Source organism: Dokdonella sp., assembly GCF_051958935.1.
Classification (GTDB): domain Bacteria; phylum Pseudomonadota; class Gammaproteobacteria; order Xanthomonadales; family Rhodanobacteraceae; genus Dokdonella_A.
Map to the genome: position 1 here is coordinate 1 of NZ_JBQCFP010000099.1, position 16,587 is coordinate 16,587.

Annotated in this window: 16 protein-coding genes, 1 tRNA gene and 1 pseudogene; 12 read left to right on the forward strand and 6 right to left on the reverse strand. The window is 69.4% G+C overall.

Annotated features, from left to right (window positions below; translation table 11 throughout):
• Both ACTHK2_RS08640 and ACTHK2_RS08645 read left to right on the forward strand, forming a co-directional pair.
• Positions 1–231: pseudogene (locus ACTHK2_RS08640) on the forward strand (polyhydroxyalkanoate depolymerase); the annotation flags it as partial.
• 164 nt (positions 232–395) lie between these two features.
• Positions 396–1,316: a peptidylprolyl isomerase gene (locus ACTHK2_RS08645; RefSeq protein ID WP_440245302.1), complete on the forward strand. Its 921-nt coding sequence runs from the start codon at positions 396–398 to the stop codon at positions 1,314–1,316.
• A gap of 220 nt (positions 1,317–1,536) precedes the next feature.
• Here ACTHK2_RS08645 and ypfJ read toward each other — a convergent pair whose 3' ends face one another.
• Positions 1,537–2,409, reverse strand: coding sequence for a KPN_02809 family neutral zinc metallopeptidase (ypfJ, locus tag ACTHK2_RS08650; RefSeq protein ID WP_440245303.1), 873 nt, complete (start codon positions 2,407–2,409; stop codon positions 1,537–1,539).
• Between the two features lie 277 nt (positions 2,410–2,686).
• On the opposite strand from ypfJ, the gene ACTHK2_RS08655 reads away from it, so the two are divergent.
• The 9 genes from ACTHK2_RS08655 (at position 2,687) to phoU (ending at position 9,712) form a co-directional block, all read left to right on the forward strand.
• Complete coding sequence (locus tag ACTHK2_RS08655; protein ID WP_440245304.1) at positions 2,687–3,379, forward strand: HvfX family Cu-binding RiPP maturation protein; 693 nt, start codon at positions 2,687–2,689, stop codon at positions 3,377–3,379.
• A gap of 58 nt (positions 3,380–3,437) precedes the next feature.
• Positions 3,438–4,088 (forward strand): ribonuclease T, encoded by a 651-nt coding sequence (rnt, locus tag ACTHK2_RS08660; protein WP_440245305.1) that lies wholly within the window; start codon positions 3,438–3,440, stop codon positions 4,086–4,088.
• 28 nt (positions 4,089–4,116) lie between these two features.
• A complete protein-coding gene (locus tag ACTHK2_RS08665) occupies positions 4,117–4,545 on the forward strand; it encodes a hypothetical protein (protein WP_440245306.1) in 429 nt (142 codons plus the stop codon).
• A 77-nt stretch (positions 4,546–4,622) separates the two neighbouring features.
• The gene (locus ACTHK2_RS08670; protein ID WP_440245307.1) at positions 4,623–4,907 is read left to right on the forward strand and encodes an FmdB family zinc ribbon protein; all 285 of its coding nucleotides are present in this window, start codon (positions 4,623–4,625) and stop codon (positions 4,905–4,907) included.
• Positions 4,908–5,109: 202 nt separating this feature from the next.
• Entirely contained in the window at positions 5,110–6,132 is a 1,023-nt protein-coding gene (pstS, locus tag ACTHK2_RS08675; protein WP_440245308.1) for a phosphate ABC transporter substrate-binding protein PstS, read from the forward strand.
• A gap of 128 nt (positions 6,133–6,260) precedes the next feature.
• On the forward strand, positions 6,261–7,259 hold the full coding sequence (gene pstC, locus ACTHK2_RS08680; protein ID WP_440245309.1) for a phosphate ABC transporter permease subunit PstC: 999 nt from the start codon (positions 6,261–6,263) through the stop codon (positions 7,257–7,259).
• Positions 7,256–8,128, forward strand: a complete 873-nt coding sequence (gene pstA, locus ACTHK2_RS08685) for a phosphate ABC transporter permease PstA (protein ID WP_440245310.1) — start codon at positions 7,256–7,258, stop codon at positions 8,126–8,128. The genes pstC and pstA overlap by 4 nt, the downstream gene beginning before the upstream one ends.
• Positions 8,121–8,945: a phosphate ABC transporter ATP-binding protein PstB gene (pstB, locus tag ACTHK2_RS08690; protein ID WP_440245311.1), complete on the forward strand. Its 825-nt coding sequence runs from the start codon at positions 8,121–8,123 to the stop codon at positions 8,943–8,945. The genes pstA and pstB overlap by 8 nt, the downstream gene beginning before the upstream one ends.
• 38 nt (positions 8,946–8,983) lie before the next feature.
• Complete coding sequence (gene phoU / locus ACTHK2_RS08695) at positions 8,984–9,712, forward strand: phosphate signaling complex protein PhoU (RefSeq protein ID WP_440245312.1); 729 nt, start codon at positions 8,984–8,986, stop codon at positions 9,710–9,712.
• Positions 9,713–9,716: 4 nt separating this feature from the next.
• Here the strand turns inward: phoU and selD are convergent, their stop codons facing one another.
• Positions 9,717–10,769: a selenide, water dikinase SelD gene (selD, locus tag ACTHK2_RS08700; RefSeq protein WP_440245313.1), complete on the reverse strand. Its 1,053-nt coding sequence runs from the start codon at positions 10,767–10,769 to the stop codon at positions 9,717–9,719.
• A gap of 83 nt (positions 10,770–10,852) precedes the next feature.
• On the opposite strand from selD, the gene ACTHK2_RS08705 reads away from it, so the two are divergent.
• A complete protein-coding gene (locus ACTHK2_RS08705; RefSeq protein ID WP_440245314.1) occupies positions 10,853–11,920 on the forward strand; it encodes a transglutaminase-like domain-containing protein in 1,068 nt (355 codons plus the stop codon).
• Between the two features lie 237 nt (positions 11,921–12,157).
• On the opposite strand, the gene ACTHK2_RS08710 is transcribed toward ACTHK2_RS08705, so the two are convergent.
• The 4 genes from ACTHK2_RS08710 to fdhE all read right to left on the reverse strand — a co-directional run bounded on the left by ACTHK2_RS08710 (position 12,158) and on the right by fdhE (position 16,561).
• Positions 12,158–12,253: transfer RNA gene (locus ACTHK2_RS08710), tRNA-Sec, on the reverse strand.
• A complete protein-coding gene (gene selB / locus ACTHK2_RS08715) occupies positions 12,232–14,178 on the reverse strand; it encodes a selenocysteine-specific translation elongation factor (RefSeq protein WP_440245315.1) in 1,947 nt (648 codons plus the stop codon). Before selB ends, ACTHK2_RS08710 begins: the two co-directional genes overlap by 22 nt.
• On the reverse strand, positions 14,175–15,596 hold the full coding sequence (gene selA / locus ACTHK2_RS08720) for an L-seryl-tRNA(Sec) selenium transferase (protein WP_440245316.1): 1,422 nt from the start codon (positions 15,594–15,596) through the stop codon (positions 14,175–14,177). The genes selB and selA overlap by 4 nt, the downstream gene beginning before the upstream one ends.
• On the reverse strand, positions 15,593–16,561 hold the full coding sequence (gene fdhE / locus ACTHK2_RS08725; RefSeq protein ID WP_440245317.1) for a formate dehydrogenase accessory protein FdhE: 969 nt from the start codon (positions 16,559–16,561) through the stop codon (positions 15,593–15,595). Before fdhE ends, selA begins: the two co-directional genes overlap by 4 nt.
• Positions 16,562–16,587 lie beyond the last annotated feature (26 nt).

Below are 16,587 nucleotides of genomic sequence, written 5' to 3' on the forward strand. Positions count from 1 at the left end.
CCGGAGGCGATCACCGACACCGCGCTGCTGACGATCGAGGGCGAGCTCGACGACATCGCCGGCCTCGGCCAGACGCGCGCCGCACACGACCTGTGCCGCGGCATCCCGGCGGCGAGTCATGCGCACATCGAGGTCGCCGGCGCCGGCCACTACGGCATCTTCAGCGGACGCCGCTGGCGCAATGCGGTCTACCACGACGTGCGCGCGTTCATCCGGCGCTTCCACGGCTGAGTCCGAGCCGCCGTAAGCAAGGCAAAAGACCGGACGCGGATCGACGCGGATCACCAGGCATCTCCATTCACGCCCATCCGCATTGATCCGTGTCTGATGCTTTGTCGGGCCGACGCGCGGGACGGTATGCTCGCGCGAATCCCCATCGGTCCATCGCCAGGAAGATGCTTGCCGCGCTGATCCTCGCCTCGGTCGCCGGGCTCGCCTCGAACGCCCACTCAGTCGAGCCACCGGCCAAGCCGGTCACGATGCAGCAGGTGCTCGAAGCCTCGAAACCGTCCGACTGGCGCCGCCCCGATCCGAACGACACGCTGTACCTGGACCTGCCGGGCGGCCGCGTCGTAATCGAACTCGCGCCCGCGTTCGCGCCGCTGCACTCGGCGAACATCCGCACGCTGGTGCGCGCGCGCTATTTCGACGGCCTCGCGATCCTGCGCGTGCAGGACAACTTCGTCACGCAGTGGGGCGATCCCGACGCCGAGGACCCCGCGAAGGCGCGTCCGTTCGGCCAGGCGCGCCGCACCGTTGCGCCGGAATTCGAGCGCGCGATCGCGCCGAACCTGCCGTTCACGCGCCTGCCGGACGGCGACGTCTACGCGGCCGAGGTCGGCTTCTCGCATTGGATGCCGGCCGCGCGCGATCCGCAGGCCGGCAAGACCTGGCTCGCGCACTGCTATGGCATGGTCGGCGCCGGCCGCGACAACGGCGTGGACAGCGGCAGCGGCGCCGAACTCTACGTCGTCATCGGTCAGGAGCCGCGCCAGCTCGACCGCAACATCGCGCTCGTCGGGCGCGTCGTGCAAGGCATGGAACTGCTCGCAAGCCTGCCGCGCGGCACCGGCCCGCTCGGCTTCTACGAAAAGCCCGACCAGCGCCTGCCGATAAAGTCGGTGCGCCTGGCCGCCGACGTGCCGCAAGCCGAGCGCACGCCGCTCGAACTGCTGCGCACCGACACGTCCACGTTCACCGCGCTGATCGAGTCACGGCGCAACCGTCGCGACGACTGGTACAAGGTGCCGGCGGGAAAAATCAGCCTGTGCAACGTGCCGCTACCGGTGCGCAAGCCGCCTGCGCAGGCGCGCTGACGCAATCCGTGCTCACAGGAGTCGCCCCTGCCCGCCGCGGCGAGAGCATCGCGGCTGCCGCCGCCCACGGCCACGCGCGGCACTTCTGGTTTTTGGAGAGCCCGTAGGGCGGACCAAGGCGCGCAGCGGCGGATCCGCCTTCATCGCTCCGCGGCGCCGCACGGCGGCTCGCGCCGCCCTACCCAACCGTCGCTCCCACGAACGTCGCGTGTTCGCCGCGCTACAGCTGCGTGGCGGCAAACGTATCGCAGCTCTTGAGGTTGCCCGACGAGAACCCCGTGCGGAACCAGCGCACGCGTTCGGCCGAACTGCCATGCGTGAACGAGTCCGGCACGACGTAGCCGCGCGCCTGCCGTTGCAGGGTGTCGTCGCCGATCTGGTTGGCCGCGTTGAGCGCCGCCTCGACGTCGCCCTGCTCGAGCCAGTTGAGTTTCGCCTGTGCATGGTTGGCCCATACGCCGGCGAAACAGTCGGCCTGCAATTCCTGTCGCACCGACAATCCGTCGGCTCCCTGCATCGGTTGGCCGCCCTGCGCCGCGCGCTCGACCTGGTTCATGACGCCGATGAGGTTCTGGATGTGATGCCCGACTTCGTGCGCGATCACGTACGCGCGCGCGAAGTCGCCCGCGGCATGGAAGCGCTGCTGCATTTCCTGGAAGAAGGCGAGGTCGAGATAGACCTGGCGATCGCCCGGGCAGTAGAACGGCCCCATCGCGGCGGACGCCGCACCGCAGGCCGACTGCACCGCGCCGTGAAACAGCACGAGGCGCGGAGCGGGATACTGCTGGCCGCTCGCGCGGAACATGTCGCCCCAGACGTCCTCGGTGCTGCCGAGCACCGCACGCACGAAATCGGTCTGCTGGTCGTTGCCAGCGGGTGCGACCTGCTGCTGCGCACTGCCGCCGTCGTCGCCGACGCCGCCACCGATCAGTTGCAGGATCTCCAATGGGTTCTTGTGGAAGATGAGGCTCACGATCACGACGAGGATGATGCCGCCGAGGCCAAGCCCGCGCCCGCCGCCGAACCCGCCGCCGCCACCGCCGCCTTCGTCCTCGACCACGTTGTCGCTGCGCCGCGACTTCTGCCAGAGCATGAGCGTCTCCCTCCTCGCGCCGGAACGGCCACCGCGTCCGACACTACTCTGCCGCCCGCTGACGCCGCAAGCGGCGCGGATTGCGCGCGTCGCACGGCGTTCAGCGATGTCCACGACCGGCGCCGGTCGGCGGCGGGCAAGCGCGCCCGGCAGGCCTACCGCCCGCACGCGCAGGCAATTGGCGCGCGATCGCCCGCCCGAAAGCGAATGCGCGGGGACCCGGTCATTCGCGCGTCGTCCACGCACACCGACGCGAATTGCTGCCCGGAGGCCCTCGATGAACCCCGTCCTTGCACGCTCCACACACAGCTGGAACCTGTTGGTCGCGCGCCTGGAAGGCGCCGGCGAAACCCTGCCTCCGTTCGTGCTGCGCCTGATCATGGGCTGGGAATTCTGGGAATCGGGATTGGAAAAGCTCCGTGGCGAAAACTGGTTCGCCGACATCCAGCAGCGATTTCCGTTTCCGTTCGACCAGTTGCCGACCGGTTTCAGCTGGACGCTGTCGACCTGGACGGAGATCCTCGGCGCGCTGCTGCTCTGGCTCGGTCTCGGAACGCGCGTCGCCGCATTCGCGTTGCTCTTCGTCACGTTCGTCGCGACCGCTGCCGTGCACTGGCCTGACATGTGGTCGATGTGGAGCGACCTCGCCAAGGGCTACGCGATCAAGGACATGGGCCATGGCAACTTCAAGTTGCCGCTGCTGTTCGTGGTGATGCTGCTGCCGCTCGTGTTCAACGGCGCGGGCAAGTTCAGCCTCGATCATCTCCTTTCGCGCCTGCTCGGCACGGGCGAGGCGCGACGCGCGATCGACGATCCGCTCGCGTGGTCGCTCGCCTCGGCCGTGCTCGGCGTGCCGTTCCTCATGCTGCTGCCGAAATTCGGCGTGGCCCTGCTCGTGCTCGCGCTGCTGCTGGCGCTCGCCGGTCGCCGGCGATCCGGCTCGCCTGAAGGCGCGTGGCGCACGCCCTGAACGGCGTGCGCGGACGCTCGCGGCGGCAGCCACCGTTGCGCCTTGCTATGCTGCGAGGATGACCAGCAGTTCCCCGTCCGCCACTCGCATGGCGCAGCGCTTTCGCGGCTTCCTCCCGGTGATCGTCGACGTCGAGACCGGCGGCTTCGACAGCGAGCGCCATGCCCTGCTCGAGATCGCGGTGTCGACCATCCGCATGGACGACCGCGGCATCGTGCACGCCGATCCGGTCGTATCGACCCACGTGGAGCCGTTCGCCGGCTCGCTGCTCGATCCGCGCTCGCTCGAGGTCACCGGCATCGACCCGACGCATCCGCTGCGCGGTGCGTTGCATGAGAAGGAAGCGCTCGACCTCGTGTTCCGGCCGATTCGCGTGGCGATGCGCGAGAGCGACTGCCAGCGCGCGATCCTCGTCGGCCACAATGCGGCGTTCGATCTCGCGTTCCTCAATGCGGCGATCCGGCGCACCGACCACAAGCGCAGCCCGTTCCATCCCTTCAGCTGCTTCGATACCGTGTCGCTCGCCGGCCTCGCGTACGGCCAGACCGTGCTGAGCCGTGCCGTCGAGGCCTCCGGCCGCGCCTGGGACCCGCGCGAGGCGCATTCGGCGGTCTACGACACCGAGCGCACGGCGGAACTGTTCTGCGACATCGTCAATCGCTGGCGGCGACTCGAAGAATCCGCGCGCGCGATGCCTGCCTTCGCCTGATCATTGCCATCCTCATCCGGAGCCTGCCATGCCCGTTTCGCCCATCCGCCGCCGAATCGTCGTCCTCGTCGCGAGCCTCGCGCTCGCCGTGCCGTTCGCGGCAACCGCCAAGGACGCCGCGAAGGAAGCCGCGCCGCAGCTCCTAAAGTTCGGGAAGGATGGCGCGCACGCCACCTCCAAGGGGAAATTCAAGGCACCCAAGGACGTCGTGCGCAACTACGCCGTCGACCTCAAGGCTGGCGACAGCTACGCGGTCGCGGTCGACGACGGCAAGAGCCAGGTGACCTTCTTCAGCGTCTTCGCCCCCGGCGCCCCGCAGCGCGAAGGCGAGGGCCGCACCCGCATGACGGTCAAGCCGACCGCGGACGGCACCTACATCATCCACGTGTTCATGACGCAAGGCGCAGTGGCCAAGGGCGCCGCGTCATCGTACGAACTGACGGTCACGAAATCCTGAAGCCTGCCCCGGCGACCCTCGGCCGCGTGCGCGGGTCGCTTGATACCGGGGCATCGAGGGCGCATCTCCATCGAGCCATGCCGATCCACGAATACGTCCCGCTCGAATCGCCCGGCTGCGCGCTCTGCTGCTACGGCTTCGAGCGCCTCGAACGGCTGTCCGACACGCCGCTCACGCATTGCACCGCATGCGGCAAGCCGGTACGACGCGTCATCGGCGCGCCGGCCGTGGCCGTCGGCGGCGCGCACCTGCTGCGCGAGGACCATGTCGCGAAACACGGTTTCACCCAGTATCGCAAGGTCGGCAAGGGCCGCTACGAAAAGACCACCGGCGACGGCCCGGACACGATCGGCAGCGACTGATTGCAACATCGGTCTCGACCCGGCCATCGATGCCGGGTGACGCAAATTCCTGAATAGGCACGATATCGGCGTCCGGCTCGGCCGTGTACGCCGTGCGTGAAACCTTTCCGTCATAAAACCCTCATCGTTCTGCAATCGCGCGGGCCTACAAAGCGCGGCGTCGGCTCAATGCCGCTCCGCCTTTCCATGTGAGGAGTCCCGCGTGTTCAACTCGATCAAGTCCCGCTTCGTCGCCGCCGGTCTCGCCAGCGTGATCGGCGCCGCGTCCGCGCAGGCCGCCGACATCACCGGCGCCGGCGCGACGTTCATCTATCCGATCCTCGCGAAGTGGTCGGACAGCTACAACAACGCGACCGGCAACAGGATCAACTACCAGTCGATCGGATCGGGCGGCGGCATCGCGCAGATCAAGGCGGGCACGGTCGTCTTCGGTTCGTCGGACAAGCCGCTCGACCCGAAGGAACTCGAAGATGCAGGCCTCGCGCAATTCCCGTCCGTGATCGGCGGCGTCGTGCCGGTCGTCACCATCGAAGGCGTCGACGCGGGCAAGCTCCGTTTCACCGGACCGCTGCTCGCCGACATCTTCCAGGGCAAGGTGACGCGGTGGAACGACCCGGCGATCGCGCAGATCAATCCGGACGTCAGGCTTGCGGACGCTGCGATCACCGTCGTGCATCGTTCGGATGGTTCGGGCACCACGTTCAACTTCGTCAACTACCTCTCGAAGGTGTCGCCGGAGTGGAAGGCGAAGGTCGGTGAAGGCACTGCCGTGTCGTGGCCGACCGGCGTCGGCGGCAAGGGCAACGAAGGCGTCGCCGCGTACGTGAAGCAGATCAAGGGTTCGATCGGCTACGTCGAACTCGCCTACGCGCTGCAGAACAAGATGACTCATGCCGCCATGCAGAACGCCGCAGGCCAGTTCGTGCAGCCGAGCCTGGCCAGCTTCCAGGCCGCCGCCGCGGGCGCCGACTGGAAGAACGCGAAGGACTTCTTCCTCGTCATCACGAATGCACCGGGCGAGAACTCCTGGCCGATCACCGCGACGAACTTCATCCTCGTCTACAAGCAGCCGAAGAACAGCGCCGGCACCAAGGCCGCGCTCGACTTCTTCAAGTGGGCCTACGAAAACGGTGGCCAGCAGGCCGAAGAACTCGACTACGTGCCCCTGCCGAAGGGCCTTACCGAACAGATCGAAGCCTACTGGGCGGCGCAGATCAAGCTCTGACGACCGTCGTACGGATCCTTTCGCCGGAAAGGTGCGGAAGGGATGGCGCGGCGGTCCACGTCGCCGTTCGCGCCATCCCCACTCCGCCGCCTCCGCGCCGTCCTCGCTATCGTGAATCCGGAAGACACATGGCCGCCACGAGCCGCGCCATCACCCCGACGCTGACCGCCGCGATCGTCGACGCGGACCGCCGCAACGCGCGCGACGCGCGCGCCGACGGTGCGTTCCGCTGGCTCGTCACCGGCGCCGGCATCTTCGTCCTGCTCGCGCTCGCGGGAGCCGCGTTATCGATGCTCTGGGGCGGACGCGAGGCGTTCTCGACCTTCGGCGCAGGGTTCCTGCTCTCGACCGAGTGGGACGCGGTCAACCATCGCTTCGGCGCGCTCGTGCCGGTGTACGGCACGCTCGTCACCGCCCTCATCGCGATGATCATCGCCGTGCCCGTCAGCTTCGGCATCGCGCTGTTCCTCACCGAGGTCGCACCCAGCTGGATGCGCGGACCGGTGGGTGCCGCGATCGAGCTGCTCGCCGGCATTCCTTCGATCATCTACGGCATGTGGGGCCTTTTCGTGTTCGTGCCGTTGATGGGCGAATACGTGAGCCCATGGCTGAACGACCATGTCGGTGCATTGCCACTCATCGGCCCGCTGTTCACCGGGCCGCCGCTCGGCATCGGCATGCTCACCGCGGGCATCGTGCTCGCGATCATGGTGATCCCGTTCATCTCGTCGGTCATGCGCGAGGTATTCCTCACCGTGCCGACGCGCCTCAAGGAGTCCGCCTACGCGCTCGGCTCGACCACCACGGAAGTCGTCTGGCACATCGTGCTGCCGTACACGCGCTCGGCCGTCATCGGCGGCGTCTTCCTCGGCCTCGGGCGCGCGCTCGGCGAAACGATGGCGGTCACTTTCGTGCTCGGCAATGCGCACCAGCTCACCGCGTCGCTGCTGATGCCCGGCAACTCGATCGCCGCGACGATCGCCAACGAATTCACCGAAGCCGATTCGGACATCTATCGATCGTCGCTGATCGCGCTCGGCTTCCTGCTGTTCATCGTGACGTTCTTCGTGCTCGCCGCGGCGAAACTCATGCTGCGCCGCCTGTCCCGCGCGGAGGGTGCGACGTGAATGCCTCTGGGTACGCGGTGTCCGACCGCCTCTACCGGAAACGGCGCATTCGCAACGCGATCGCGCTCGGCCTGTCCGGCCTCGCCACCCTGTTCGGGCTGTTCTGGCTCGTGTGGATCCTCTGGACCACCCTGCGCACCGGCCTCGCCGCCCTGAAGCCCGCCCTGTTCACGCAGATGACGCCGCCACCCGGCTCCGACGGCGGCCTCGCCAATGCCCTGTTCGGCAGCACCGTGATGAGCCTCGGCGCGATCCTGATCGGCACGCCGGTCGGCATCGCCGCGGGCACCTTCCTTGCCGAGTACGCGCGCAAGCACCCGATCGGCGAGACGATCCGCTTCGTCAACGACATCCTGCTGTCCGCACCGTCGATCGTGCTCGGCCTCTTCGTCTACACGCTCGTCGTGCGCAGCAGCGGCCACTTCTCCGGATACGCCGGCGCGCTCGCGCTCGCGCTGATCGTGCTGCCGGTGGTCGTGCGCACGACCGACGAAATGCTCCAGCTCGTGCCGGGCACGATGCGCGAAGCGGCGCTGTCGCTCGGCGTGCCGCAGTGGAAGGTGACGGTGCAAGTACTTTACCGCGCCGCCCTGCCGGGCATCGTCACGGGTGTGTTGCTCGCCCTAGCGCGCATCAGCGGCGAGACCGCACCGCTGCTGTTCACCGCGCTCAACAACCAGTACTGGACGCACGACGTGTCGCAGCCGATGGCGAGCGTGCCGGTGGTCATCTTCCAGTACGCGATGAGCCCGTACGACTCGTGGCACGCACTCGCCTGGGCCGGCGCGTTCGTCGTCACGCTGTTCGTGCTGCTGCTCAGCTTCCTCTCACGCGCGATCCTGCTGCGCAACAAGGCCAGCCATGACTGACGCCCGCTTCGCCGTCGCTCCGACCGCGGCTCCCGCCGCTGCGGCCGCTCCAACCACCCGGGCGCGCCCGAAGATGGCCGCGCGCAACCTCGACTTCTACTACGACGGCTTCCACGCATTGAAGGGCGTGAACTTCGAGATCGCCGAAAAGCGCGTTACGGCGCTGATCGGCCCGTCCGGCTGCGGCAAATCGACCCTGCTGCGCGTGTTCAACCGCATCTACTCGATCTACCCGAAGCTGCAGGCGAAAGGCGAAGTGCTGCTCGATGGCGACAATATTCTCGACCCGCGCTTCCCGCTCAACCGCCTGCGTTCCAAGGTCGGCATGGTGTTTCAGAAGCCGGTGCCGTTCCCGATGTCGATCTACGACAACATCGCCTACGGCATCCGCCACCACGAGAAGCTCTCGGAACGCGAGATGGATGCGCGCGTCGAGCAGGCGCTCGTGCAGGGCGCGCTGTGGAGCGAAGTCAAGGACAAGCTCGGGCAAAGCGCGCTCGGCCTCTCCGGCGGCCAGCAGCAGCGCCTGTGCATTGCGCGCGCGATCGCGCTGCGACCGGAAGTACTGCTGCTGGACGAGCCGACATCGGCGCTCGATCCGATCGCCACCGGCAAGATCGAGCAGCTGATCGCTGAATTGAAGCACGAGTTCACGATCGCGATCGTCACGCACAACATGCAGCAGGCCGCGCGCTGCTCCGATTACACCGCATTCATGTACCTCGGCGAGCTGGTCGAGTTCGGTGAAACGGAACACCTGTTCACCAAGCCGGCGAAGAAGCACACCGAGGACTACATCACCGGCCGATTCGGCTGACCCCACGCGTCCGACGACGATCGACCACAGGCCACCGCATGAACACGACGCCGCAGACCCACGACCATATCGTCAAGAGCTACGACGAGGAGCTCGGGCGCCTCACCGGCGAATTGCAACGCATGGGCCGGCTCGCCCTCGCGCAGCTTGCAGCGGCCGTCGACGCCGTGATCGCACGCGACGGCCACGCGGCGGCGAAGATCGTGCACGACGACGCGATGATCGACGCGCTCGAACACGAAGTGAGCCACGACGTCGTGCGCCTGCTGGCGCTGCGCCAACCGATGGCGCGCGACCTGCGCGAGATCCTGGCCGCGCTGCGCATCGCGACCGACATCGAGCGCATCGGCGACTACGCCGCGAACGTCGCCAAGCGGTCGATCGTCCTGAACCAGTCGGCGCCGGTGCAACTCGTCGCGGCGTTGCCGCGCCTGGCGCGCATCGCCCAGTCGCTGGTGGCGGACGTGCTCGACGCCTACCGCGACTACGACGCGGACAAGGCACTCGATGCCTGGACGCGCGACGAGGAACTCGACGAACGGTACACCGCGCTGTTCCGCGAGCTGCTCACCTACATGATGGAAGACCCGCGCAACATCACGCCGTGCACGCATCTTCTCTTCATGGCGAAGAACCTCGAGCGTATCGGCGACCACGCGACGAACATCGCCGAGAACGTCTACTTCCTCGTGCACGGCGCGCCGATCGCACGGGTGCGGCGCAAGGGCGACGCGACCTCGGTGCTCGCGATCGACGATCCCCGCTGAGGCCTCAATCGACGGCGACGCCGCTGCCGGCGGCGAACTCGCCGATCGCGGCGGCGCCGGCGAAGCTGGCCGCATGGAACGTGCGCAGCACGTCCGCTGCCGCCTCCGGCGCGCACGCGACGAGCAGCCCGCCCGAGGTCTGCGGATCGAACAACACCGCCCGTGCTACGGCGTCGACGCCCGCGCCGAACCCGACCTCGCCGTCGAACGAACGCGCGTTGCGCTGCGATGCGCCGGTGACATGGCCGCCTCGGGCGAGTGCCATCGTCGCGCTCATCAACGGCACGTCGCGCATGCGCACCGTCGCGCGCACGCCCGAGCCACGGCAGACTTCGACCAGGTGCCCGAGCAGACCGAAGCCGGTCACGTCGGTGAGCGCGTGCACGCCGTCGAGTGCGGCGAGCGCGGGACCGACGTCGTTGAGCCGCGTCGTCACCTCGACCATCTCGCGATAGGCCGCGGCGTCGAGCGCATCTTTCTTGAACGCGGCGGAATGGATGCCTACGCCGAGCGGCTTGCCGAGCACGAGCACGTCGCCGGGCCGCGCGTCGCTGTTGCGCTTCATGCGGCGCGGATCGACGAGCCCGATCGCCGCGAGCCCGTAGATGGGCTCGACTGAATCGATGCTGTGCCCGCCCGCGATCGGAATGCCCGCGGCCGTGCAGACGGCTTCGCCGCCGCGCAGGATCTCGCGGATCGTCTCCGGCGGCAGGACCTTGATCGGCATGCCGACGATCGCGAGCGCGAACAACGGCACGCCGCCCATCGCATAGACGTCGGACAAGGCGTTGGTCGCGGCGATGCGGCCGAAGTCGTACGGGTCGTCGACGATCGGCATGAAGAAATCCGTGGTCGCGACGATCGCGCGCGTGTCGTCGAGGCGGAACACCGCCGCATCATCCGAAGTCTCGCGCCCGACCAGCAAGGCCGCATGCTGCGGCGGCATCGACTCGCGCAACAGGTCGGCGAGCACGCCCGGCGCGATCTTGCATCCGCAGCCGCCGCCGTGCGAGAGCGACGTCAGGCGCACGTCGGCCCCTACTTTGGTCGATGTCACGGTACGGCTCCTGTCGTGGCCTTGGAGGCGGTCGTATAGTGCATCAGAACGCCGTTTTCCGCGTCCCGCACGAGGAGCCGCCGATGAAGCGCCGCGATCTTCTGGCCTGTGCAGCATTTGCTCCAACCGCACTGGCGATCCGCCCGGCCTCCGCCGCCCATGGCTGGCGCAGCTTCGACGTCGTCACGCGCGTCGACATCGCCGCTCCGGCGGGGCCGACGCAGGTCTGGCTGCCGGTACCGCTGTACGAAGCCGGCGACTATCAGCGCGTGCTCGCGCTGCATTGGGACGCGCCCGGCGCGCACGCGCGGCTGGTCGATCTCCCGGGCTACGACGTCCGCGCGCTCGCGGTCGAGTGGCCGCGGGGCGACGTCGGGCCCGTCACGCTGGCCGCCCGCGTGCAGACACGTGATCGGTTCGCCGCGCCCGGCGATCGCCTCGCGACGCGCCGTCGCACCGAGACGCGCCGGGCTTTACAGGGTTACCTTCGCCCCACTCGCCTGCTGCCGACGGATGGCATCGTCGCCGACACGGCACGCCGCATCACCGCGGGCCACGACGAGGACGTGCAGAAGGCGCGCGCGATCTACGAATGGGTGGTCGAGAACACCAATCGCGATGCGAGCGTGCCCGGCTGCGGCGTCGGCGACGTCGCCAGCATGCTCGAAAGCGGCCATCTAGGGGGCAAGTGCGCCGACATCAACGCGCTGTTCGTCGCGCTCGCGCGCGCCTCGGCGATACCCGCGCGCGACGCCTATGGCGTGCGCATCGCCGCGTCGCGCCTCGGTTACCAGTGCCTCGGCCGCATCGGCGACGTGAGCAAGTCCCAGCATTGCCGCGCGGAGTTCTACGCGGAAGAACACGGCTGGATCCCGGTCGACCCGGCGGACGTGCGCAAGGTGGTGCTCGAGGAAGACGGTGGCAGCGCGTTGGACAGCCCGAAGGGCCGCGCCGCACGCGCGTCGATGTTCGGGGCGTGGGAAATGAACTGGATCGTCTACAACCACGGCCACGACGTGATCCTGCCCGACGCACAGGGACGCCCGCTGCCGTTCCTCATGTACCCGCAGGGCCGAAGCGGCGGCCGCCGCCTCGACAGCCTCGACCCGGCATCGTTCACCTATCGCATCACCGCGACCGAGGCGACATGAGAAGACGCGCACGGTCAACACGCAATCCCGACCCATGCCGATCGTTGTCGGCGGCGCGCGGTACGCAATAAATCGGAGTAGTGACGTTCGGAGCGCGCTGTACCCGAAACCATCGGAGAGTGCTTCATCTGAGAAGTGCGGCCAGGGATGGCGACGTTTGGACCCCTGAATCCATCGGCCGACACCCTGCTTCCGACGCATCAACCAAGCCGCGATCACGGACGATCGCAAAAGCCATGGCGGAAGGCAGCAGGAGTCGAACCTACCGGGAAGCGGCTGACGCCCCCCACTGGGTTTGAAGCCCAGCCGCATCACCGGATGCGCATGCCTTCCTTCGCATCGACGTCGCGTTCACCGATCCATCCGCTGTCGCCGCGCAATACGTGCGCATCGCGGACGCGGCGAGTGTAGCCAACGCGGTCGAAGAACTCCAAGATCTGGATCGCGCGTTTGCGGCCGAGCCCGATTGCGTCGCGGAACGCGGCCGCGCCGACCGGGCCGTCGCACATCGCGAGCCCTTGCAACACGTCGGCGAGCTCGCGCATGCAGGCGTCCGCGTAGAAGAGATCGCGCACGACCTGGTGGCATCGGCCCTGCGCGGCGACCTTGCGCAGGGTTCGTCGCACGTCGTCCTCGTGCGCGCCCAGCTGCAGGGCAAGATCGCGTACCCACGGCGGATCGAAGCGCGCGGCGAGCAGCATGGGCTCGATCCGCGCGGCGAGCGCGCGCTCGGCTTCGTTCGGCTCGATCCGATGGCCGGGACGGTGCAGCCACGGCCCGCGGCAGCCGATGGCCCCCTCGCGCAGGAGTTCGTCGACGATCGGCCGCCACGCGTCGTCGGCGAGCGTCGGAACGGCGATTCGACGCAGCCGTCCTCGGTCGATCCCCGCATCGTCGGGCGCCGCCGCATGATGGGCATCGAGCACGCGCACGACGGCATCACGCAGTGCCTGCCAGTTCGCCTCGCCGATGACGAGGCGCTGCGTACCGCCGCCCAATGCGCGCGCGTCGCCGCCCAGGTCACTCGCCGCCAGCACGCGACCCGCGCGCCGCTCGAGTTCCGCGAGGCGCATGCCCGATGGTGCCGCGCGCACGAGCGCGGCGACGCCATCGCCCGCGAGCATGCGTTCGATCGCGTCGAGTTGGGCCAATCGCTCCGCGCTGCGCCGCCGGCGGGCCGGCGCGTCGGCATCGAGCACGACGCCGCCGCCGAGGGTCGTGCGCGCCTGCGCATCCCGCACGATGAAGCGATCGCCGGCGCAGGCGCAGATCGGCGCATCGCACACGAGTTGCACGCGTCGCGAACCGTCGGCACCTGCATCGTCGAGGCCGACGACGTGGGCGGTCCGACGCGCCGTGCCGAGATGCACGTGCACCGGCGTCCAGTCGGGCCAGGGCGCGCGCGTCGCGCCGAGTACCCGCAGGCGCACGTCGATGCGCGTCGACGCGACGAGCGCGCGTGCGTCGGCGATCCAGTCGCCGCGGGAAAGCGCGCCCTTCTCGATGCCCGCGAGATTCAGCGCGCACCGTTGCCCGAGCCGGCCGGTACTTGCCTCGCGGTTCTGCGCATGCAGGCCGCGCACGCGCACGGGCAACCCGGCAGGCATCGCGAGGAGCGAATCGCCGACATGCACCTCGCCGGCATGCACCGTCCCCGTGACGATCGTGCCGTGGCCGGCGAGGCTGAACACGCGATCGACCGCGAGCCGGAAGAACGCGTCGCTGCGACGCGCGCGCGCGGCCCGCGCCGCCTGCACGAGATGTTCGCGCAGCGCGCGCACGCCCGCCTCGCCGGGATCGCGCGCATCGAGCGCGAACATCGATGCGCGGCAGAGCGCGGTCGGCGCGAGCAACGCGCCGATCTCCGCGCGAACACGCTCCACGCGCGCCGCATCGACCCGATCCGCCTTGGCGATCGCGACCGCGCCGGCCCCGACGCCGAGGAGATCCAGGATCGCGACGTGCTCGCGCGTCTGCGGCATCACGCCGTCGTCGGCGGCGACGACGAGCAGCGCGAACTCGATGCCGCTCGCTCCGGCGACCATCGTGCGCACGAGGCGCTCGTGGCCGGGCACGTCGACGAAGCCGAGCACGGGACCGCCATCGAGGGCGTCGTCGAGCGGCAGGGAGGCATAGCCGAGTTCGATCGATATGCCGCGCTCCTTCTCTTCGCGCAGGCGGTCGGTATCGACGCCCGTGAGCGCGCGCACGAGCGTCGACTTGCCGTGGTCGATGTGGCCCGCGGTGCCGACGATCATGGCCGCAGTTGCGCGAATTGCGCGAGGAACTCCGCCTCGTCGGCCTCGTCGAGGCAGCGCAGGTCGAGCCTCAGCGCCTTGCCGGCGATGCGGCCGACGACGCCGCGCGGCAGCGCGCGCAATGCCGCATCGAGGCGGTCGAGGCCGCCGCGACCGCGCATGCGGATGACGAAGCCGTGGCTCGCGAGCGTGGACGTCGGCAATGCGCCGCTGCCGATCTGGCTTTCCATCGCGGCGATCGCGACGTCGCAACGTGCGCCGAGCGCGCCGGCCAGCATCGGCGCGAGGCGCAGCGCCTGTGCCTCGATCGCCGCCGCCGTGCGCGTGAGCGCACGCAGCGTCGGCAGCTGCGCGGCGAGCCGTTCGGGCGCGCGATACAGGGCGAGCACGGGCTCGAGCGCGGCGAGCGTGAGCTTGCCGACCCGCAATGCGCGCTTGAGCGGATGGCGCTTGATTCGCTGCACGAGCGCCTGTTTGCCGACGACGAGGCCGGCCTGTGGACCGCCGAGCAGCTTGTCGCCACTGAAGGTCACGAGATCCGCGCCGGCGGCGATCACGTCGCGCACGACCGGCTCGCGCGGCAAGCCGAACGCGCCGAGGTCGACGAGGCTGCCGCTGCCGAGGTCGACGACGAGCGGCAACCCGCGCCCATGCGCGATCGCCGCGAGCGCCGCGACGTCGACGCTCGCGGTGAAGCCGGTCACGAGGTAGTTGCTCGTGTGCACCTTCATGAGCGCCGCGGTACGCGGACCGATCGCATCGGCGTAATCGGCTGGATGGGTGCGGTTGGTCGTGCCGACTTCACGCAGGCGCGCGCCGGCGGTGCGCATGACGTCGGGAATGCGGAACGACCCGCCGATCTCGACGAGTTCGCCGCGCGAGACGATCACTTCGCGCCGGTTCGCGAGCGCGGCGAGCGCGAGCAGCACCGCGGCCGCGTTGTTGTTGACGACGGTCGCGGCCTCGGCCCCGGTGAGTTCGCACAGCAACGATTCGACGACGCGATCGCGGTCGCCGCGCATGCCGGTGGCCGTGTCGAATTCGAGGTTGACCGGCGCGAGCGCCGCCTCGGCGAGCGCATAGACCGCCGCCTGCGGCAGCAGCGAGCGCCCGAGGTTCGGATGCAGCACGGTGCCGGACAGGTTGAACACGCGGCGCAGGCCACGGCGATGCCGCTCGCCGAGGGCAGTCGCGGCAGTGGCGGCGATCGACGCGGGGCTCGCCGCTTCCTTCGGAACCGCACCGGCGACGATGCGCGCGCGCAGCCGGTCGAGCACATCGCGCAGTACCGCCGTCAGCTCGGTGCGACCGTAAATGCGGAGCAGGTCGGCGAACGCGTCGTCGTGCAGCAGGCGGTCGAGCGCGGGAATGTCGCCCGGCATGGCGGAGGCTTCCAGCGCGTCCGTCGCCGCGCTCATCCGCCGCCCTGCCGGAGCAGTGGATTGCCGCTCGCGCGGTGATAGCCCTCTTCGGCGAGCAGCAGGTCGAGCGCGAGGCTCGCGAGGTCGTCGGCAACCGGCTCGACCGCAGTGTCGCGCTCCTCGTAGAGGATCTTGCGATAACTGCGGCAGGCGTCGCAGGTCTCCGCACGCACTGCCTCGGCATCGGCCGCGGCGACGTCGTCGACCGCGTCCCCTCGTGCGAGCGTTCGATAGGCGACGTCCTTGCCGCCCGCGCCGCAGTGCGTGCACTGCACGCGCACGCGGTGCCATTCCGTCGCGCACAGCGCGCAATGCAGGAAGCGCTGGCCGGCCTGGGCTCCCTGCCCGGCCACCACGCTCGCGACCGGTGCGCTGCCGCACAGCGGACAGACCGTGCGCACGTCGAGCGGCGACACATCGGCGGCCGTGAACGCGCCGGTCGAGGCGACGAAGAGTACCTGCAGCGCGGCCATCAGGAACGGCGCGGCGGCGACGTCGATGGCGTCCTCGCGCACGCCGAGCAGCGCGTCCGCCTGCGCTTCGAGCCACGCCTCCGGCGCGTCGCGCAGGCGCGCGCCGAGCGCGCCGACCGCCGCCGGTGCGCGGGCCGACGCGAGTGCCACGGCGATCGCGTGCACGACGCCGCGCCAATGCGGATCGCGCGGCCAATCCGTCGCGAGCAGCGGCGGCATGGCGTGCTTTCTCGCGCGCGCTAGGCGATCGGCCGATGGCGGCGCCGGCGTGAAGCCGCCGAGCGCTTGCTGCTGTACGTCGCAGACCATCGCGAGCAGGCGCAGGTAGTCGGCGAGCGCATGGCCCTGCGCGCGTTCGCGCAGCCGCTCTGCCCGGCGCGTGAACAGGCGCTCACGCGCGGGCAGGCGAACGCGTGGCGTCGAACGCTGTCCTGCGCTTTCGATCTGGCCCGGTTCGAGGATGCGCTGCGGCATGGCGGGTCCGGTCACGGCACTCGCGCTATCCTCGCCGCAGC

Excerpts from the sequence above, each read along its gene's own strand:
- ACTHK2_RS08665 (WP_440245306.1), top strand. The coding sequence starts at position 4,117 with ATGCCCGTTTCGCCCATCCGCCGCCGAATCGTCGTCCTCGTCGCGAGC.
- ACTHK2_RS08705 (WP_440245314.1), top strand. The coding sequence starts at position 10,853 with ATGAAGCGCCGCGATCTTCTGGCCTGTGCAGCATTTGCTCCAACCGCA.
- selA (WP_440245316.1), bottom strand. The coding sequence starts at position 15,596 with ATGAGCGCGGCGACGGACGCGCTGGAAGCCTCCGCCATGCCGGGCGAC.
- pstB (WP_440245311.1), top strand. The coding sequence starts at position 8,121 with ATGACTGACGCCCGCTTCGCCGTCGCTCCGACCGCGGCTCCCGCCGCT.
- ypfJ (WP_440245303.1), bottom strand. The coding sequence starts at position 2,409 with ATGCTCTGGCAGAAGTCGCGGCGCAGCGACAACGTGGTCGAGGACGAA.
- selB (WP_440245315.1), bottom strand. The coding sequence starts at position 14,178 with ATGATCGTCGGCACCGCGGGCCACATCGACCACGGCAAGTCGACGCTC.
- rnt (WP_440245305.1), top strand. The coding sequence starts at position 3,438 with ATGACCAGCAGTTCCCCGTCCGCCACTCGCATGGCGCAGCGCTTTCGC.
- ACTHK2_RS08655 (WP_440245304.1), top strand. The coding sequence starts at position 2,687 with ATGAACCCCGTCCTTGCACGCTCCACACACAGCTGGAACCTGTTGGTC.
- phoU (WP_440245312.1), top strand. The coding sequence starts at position 8,984 with ATGAACACGACGCCGCAGACCCACGACCATATCGTCAAGAGCTACGAC.
- ACTHK2_RS08670 (WP_440245307.1), top strand. The coding sequence starts at position 4,623 with ATGCCGATCCACGAATACGTCCCGCTCGAATCGCCCGGCTGCGCGCTC.
- pstC (WP_440245309.1), top strand. The coding sequence starts at position 6,261 with ATGGCCGCCACGAGCCGCGCCATCACCCCGACGCTGACCGCCGCGATC.
- ACTHK2_RS08645 (WP_440245302.1), top strand. The coding sequence starts at position 396 with ATGCTTGCCGCGCTGATCCTCGCCTCGGTCGCCGGGCTCGCCTCGAAC.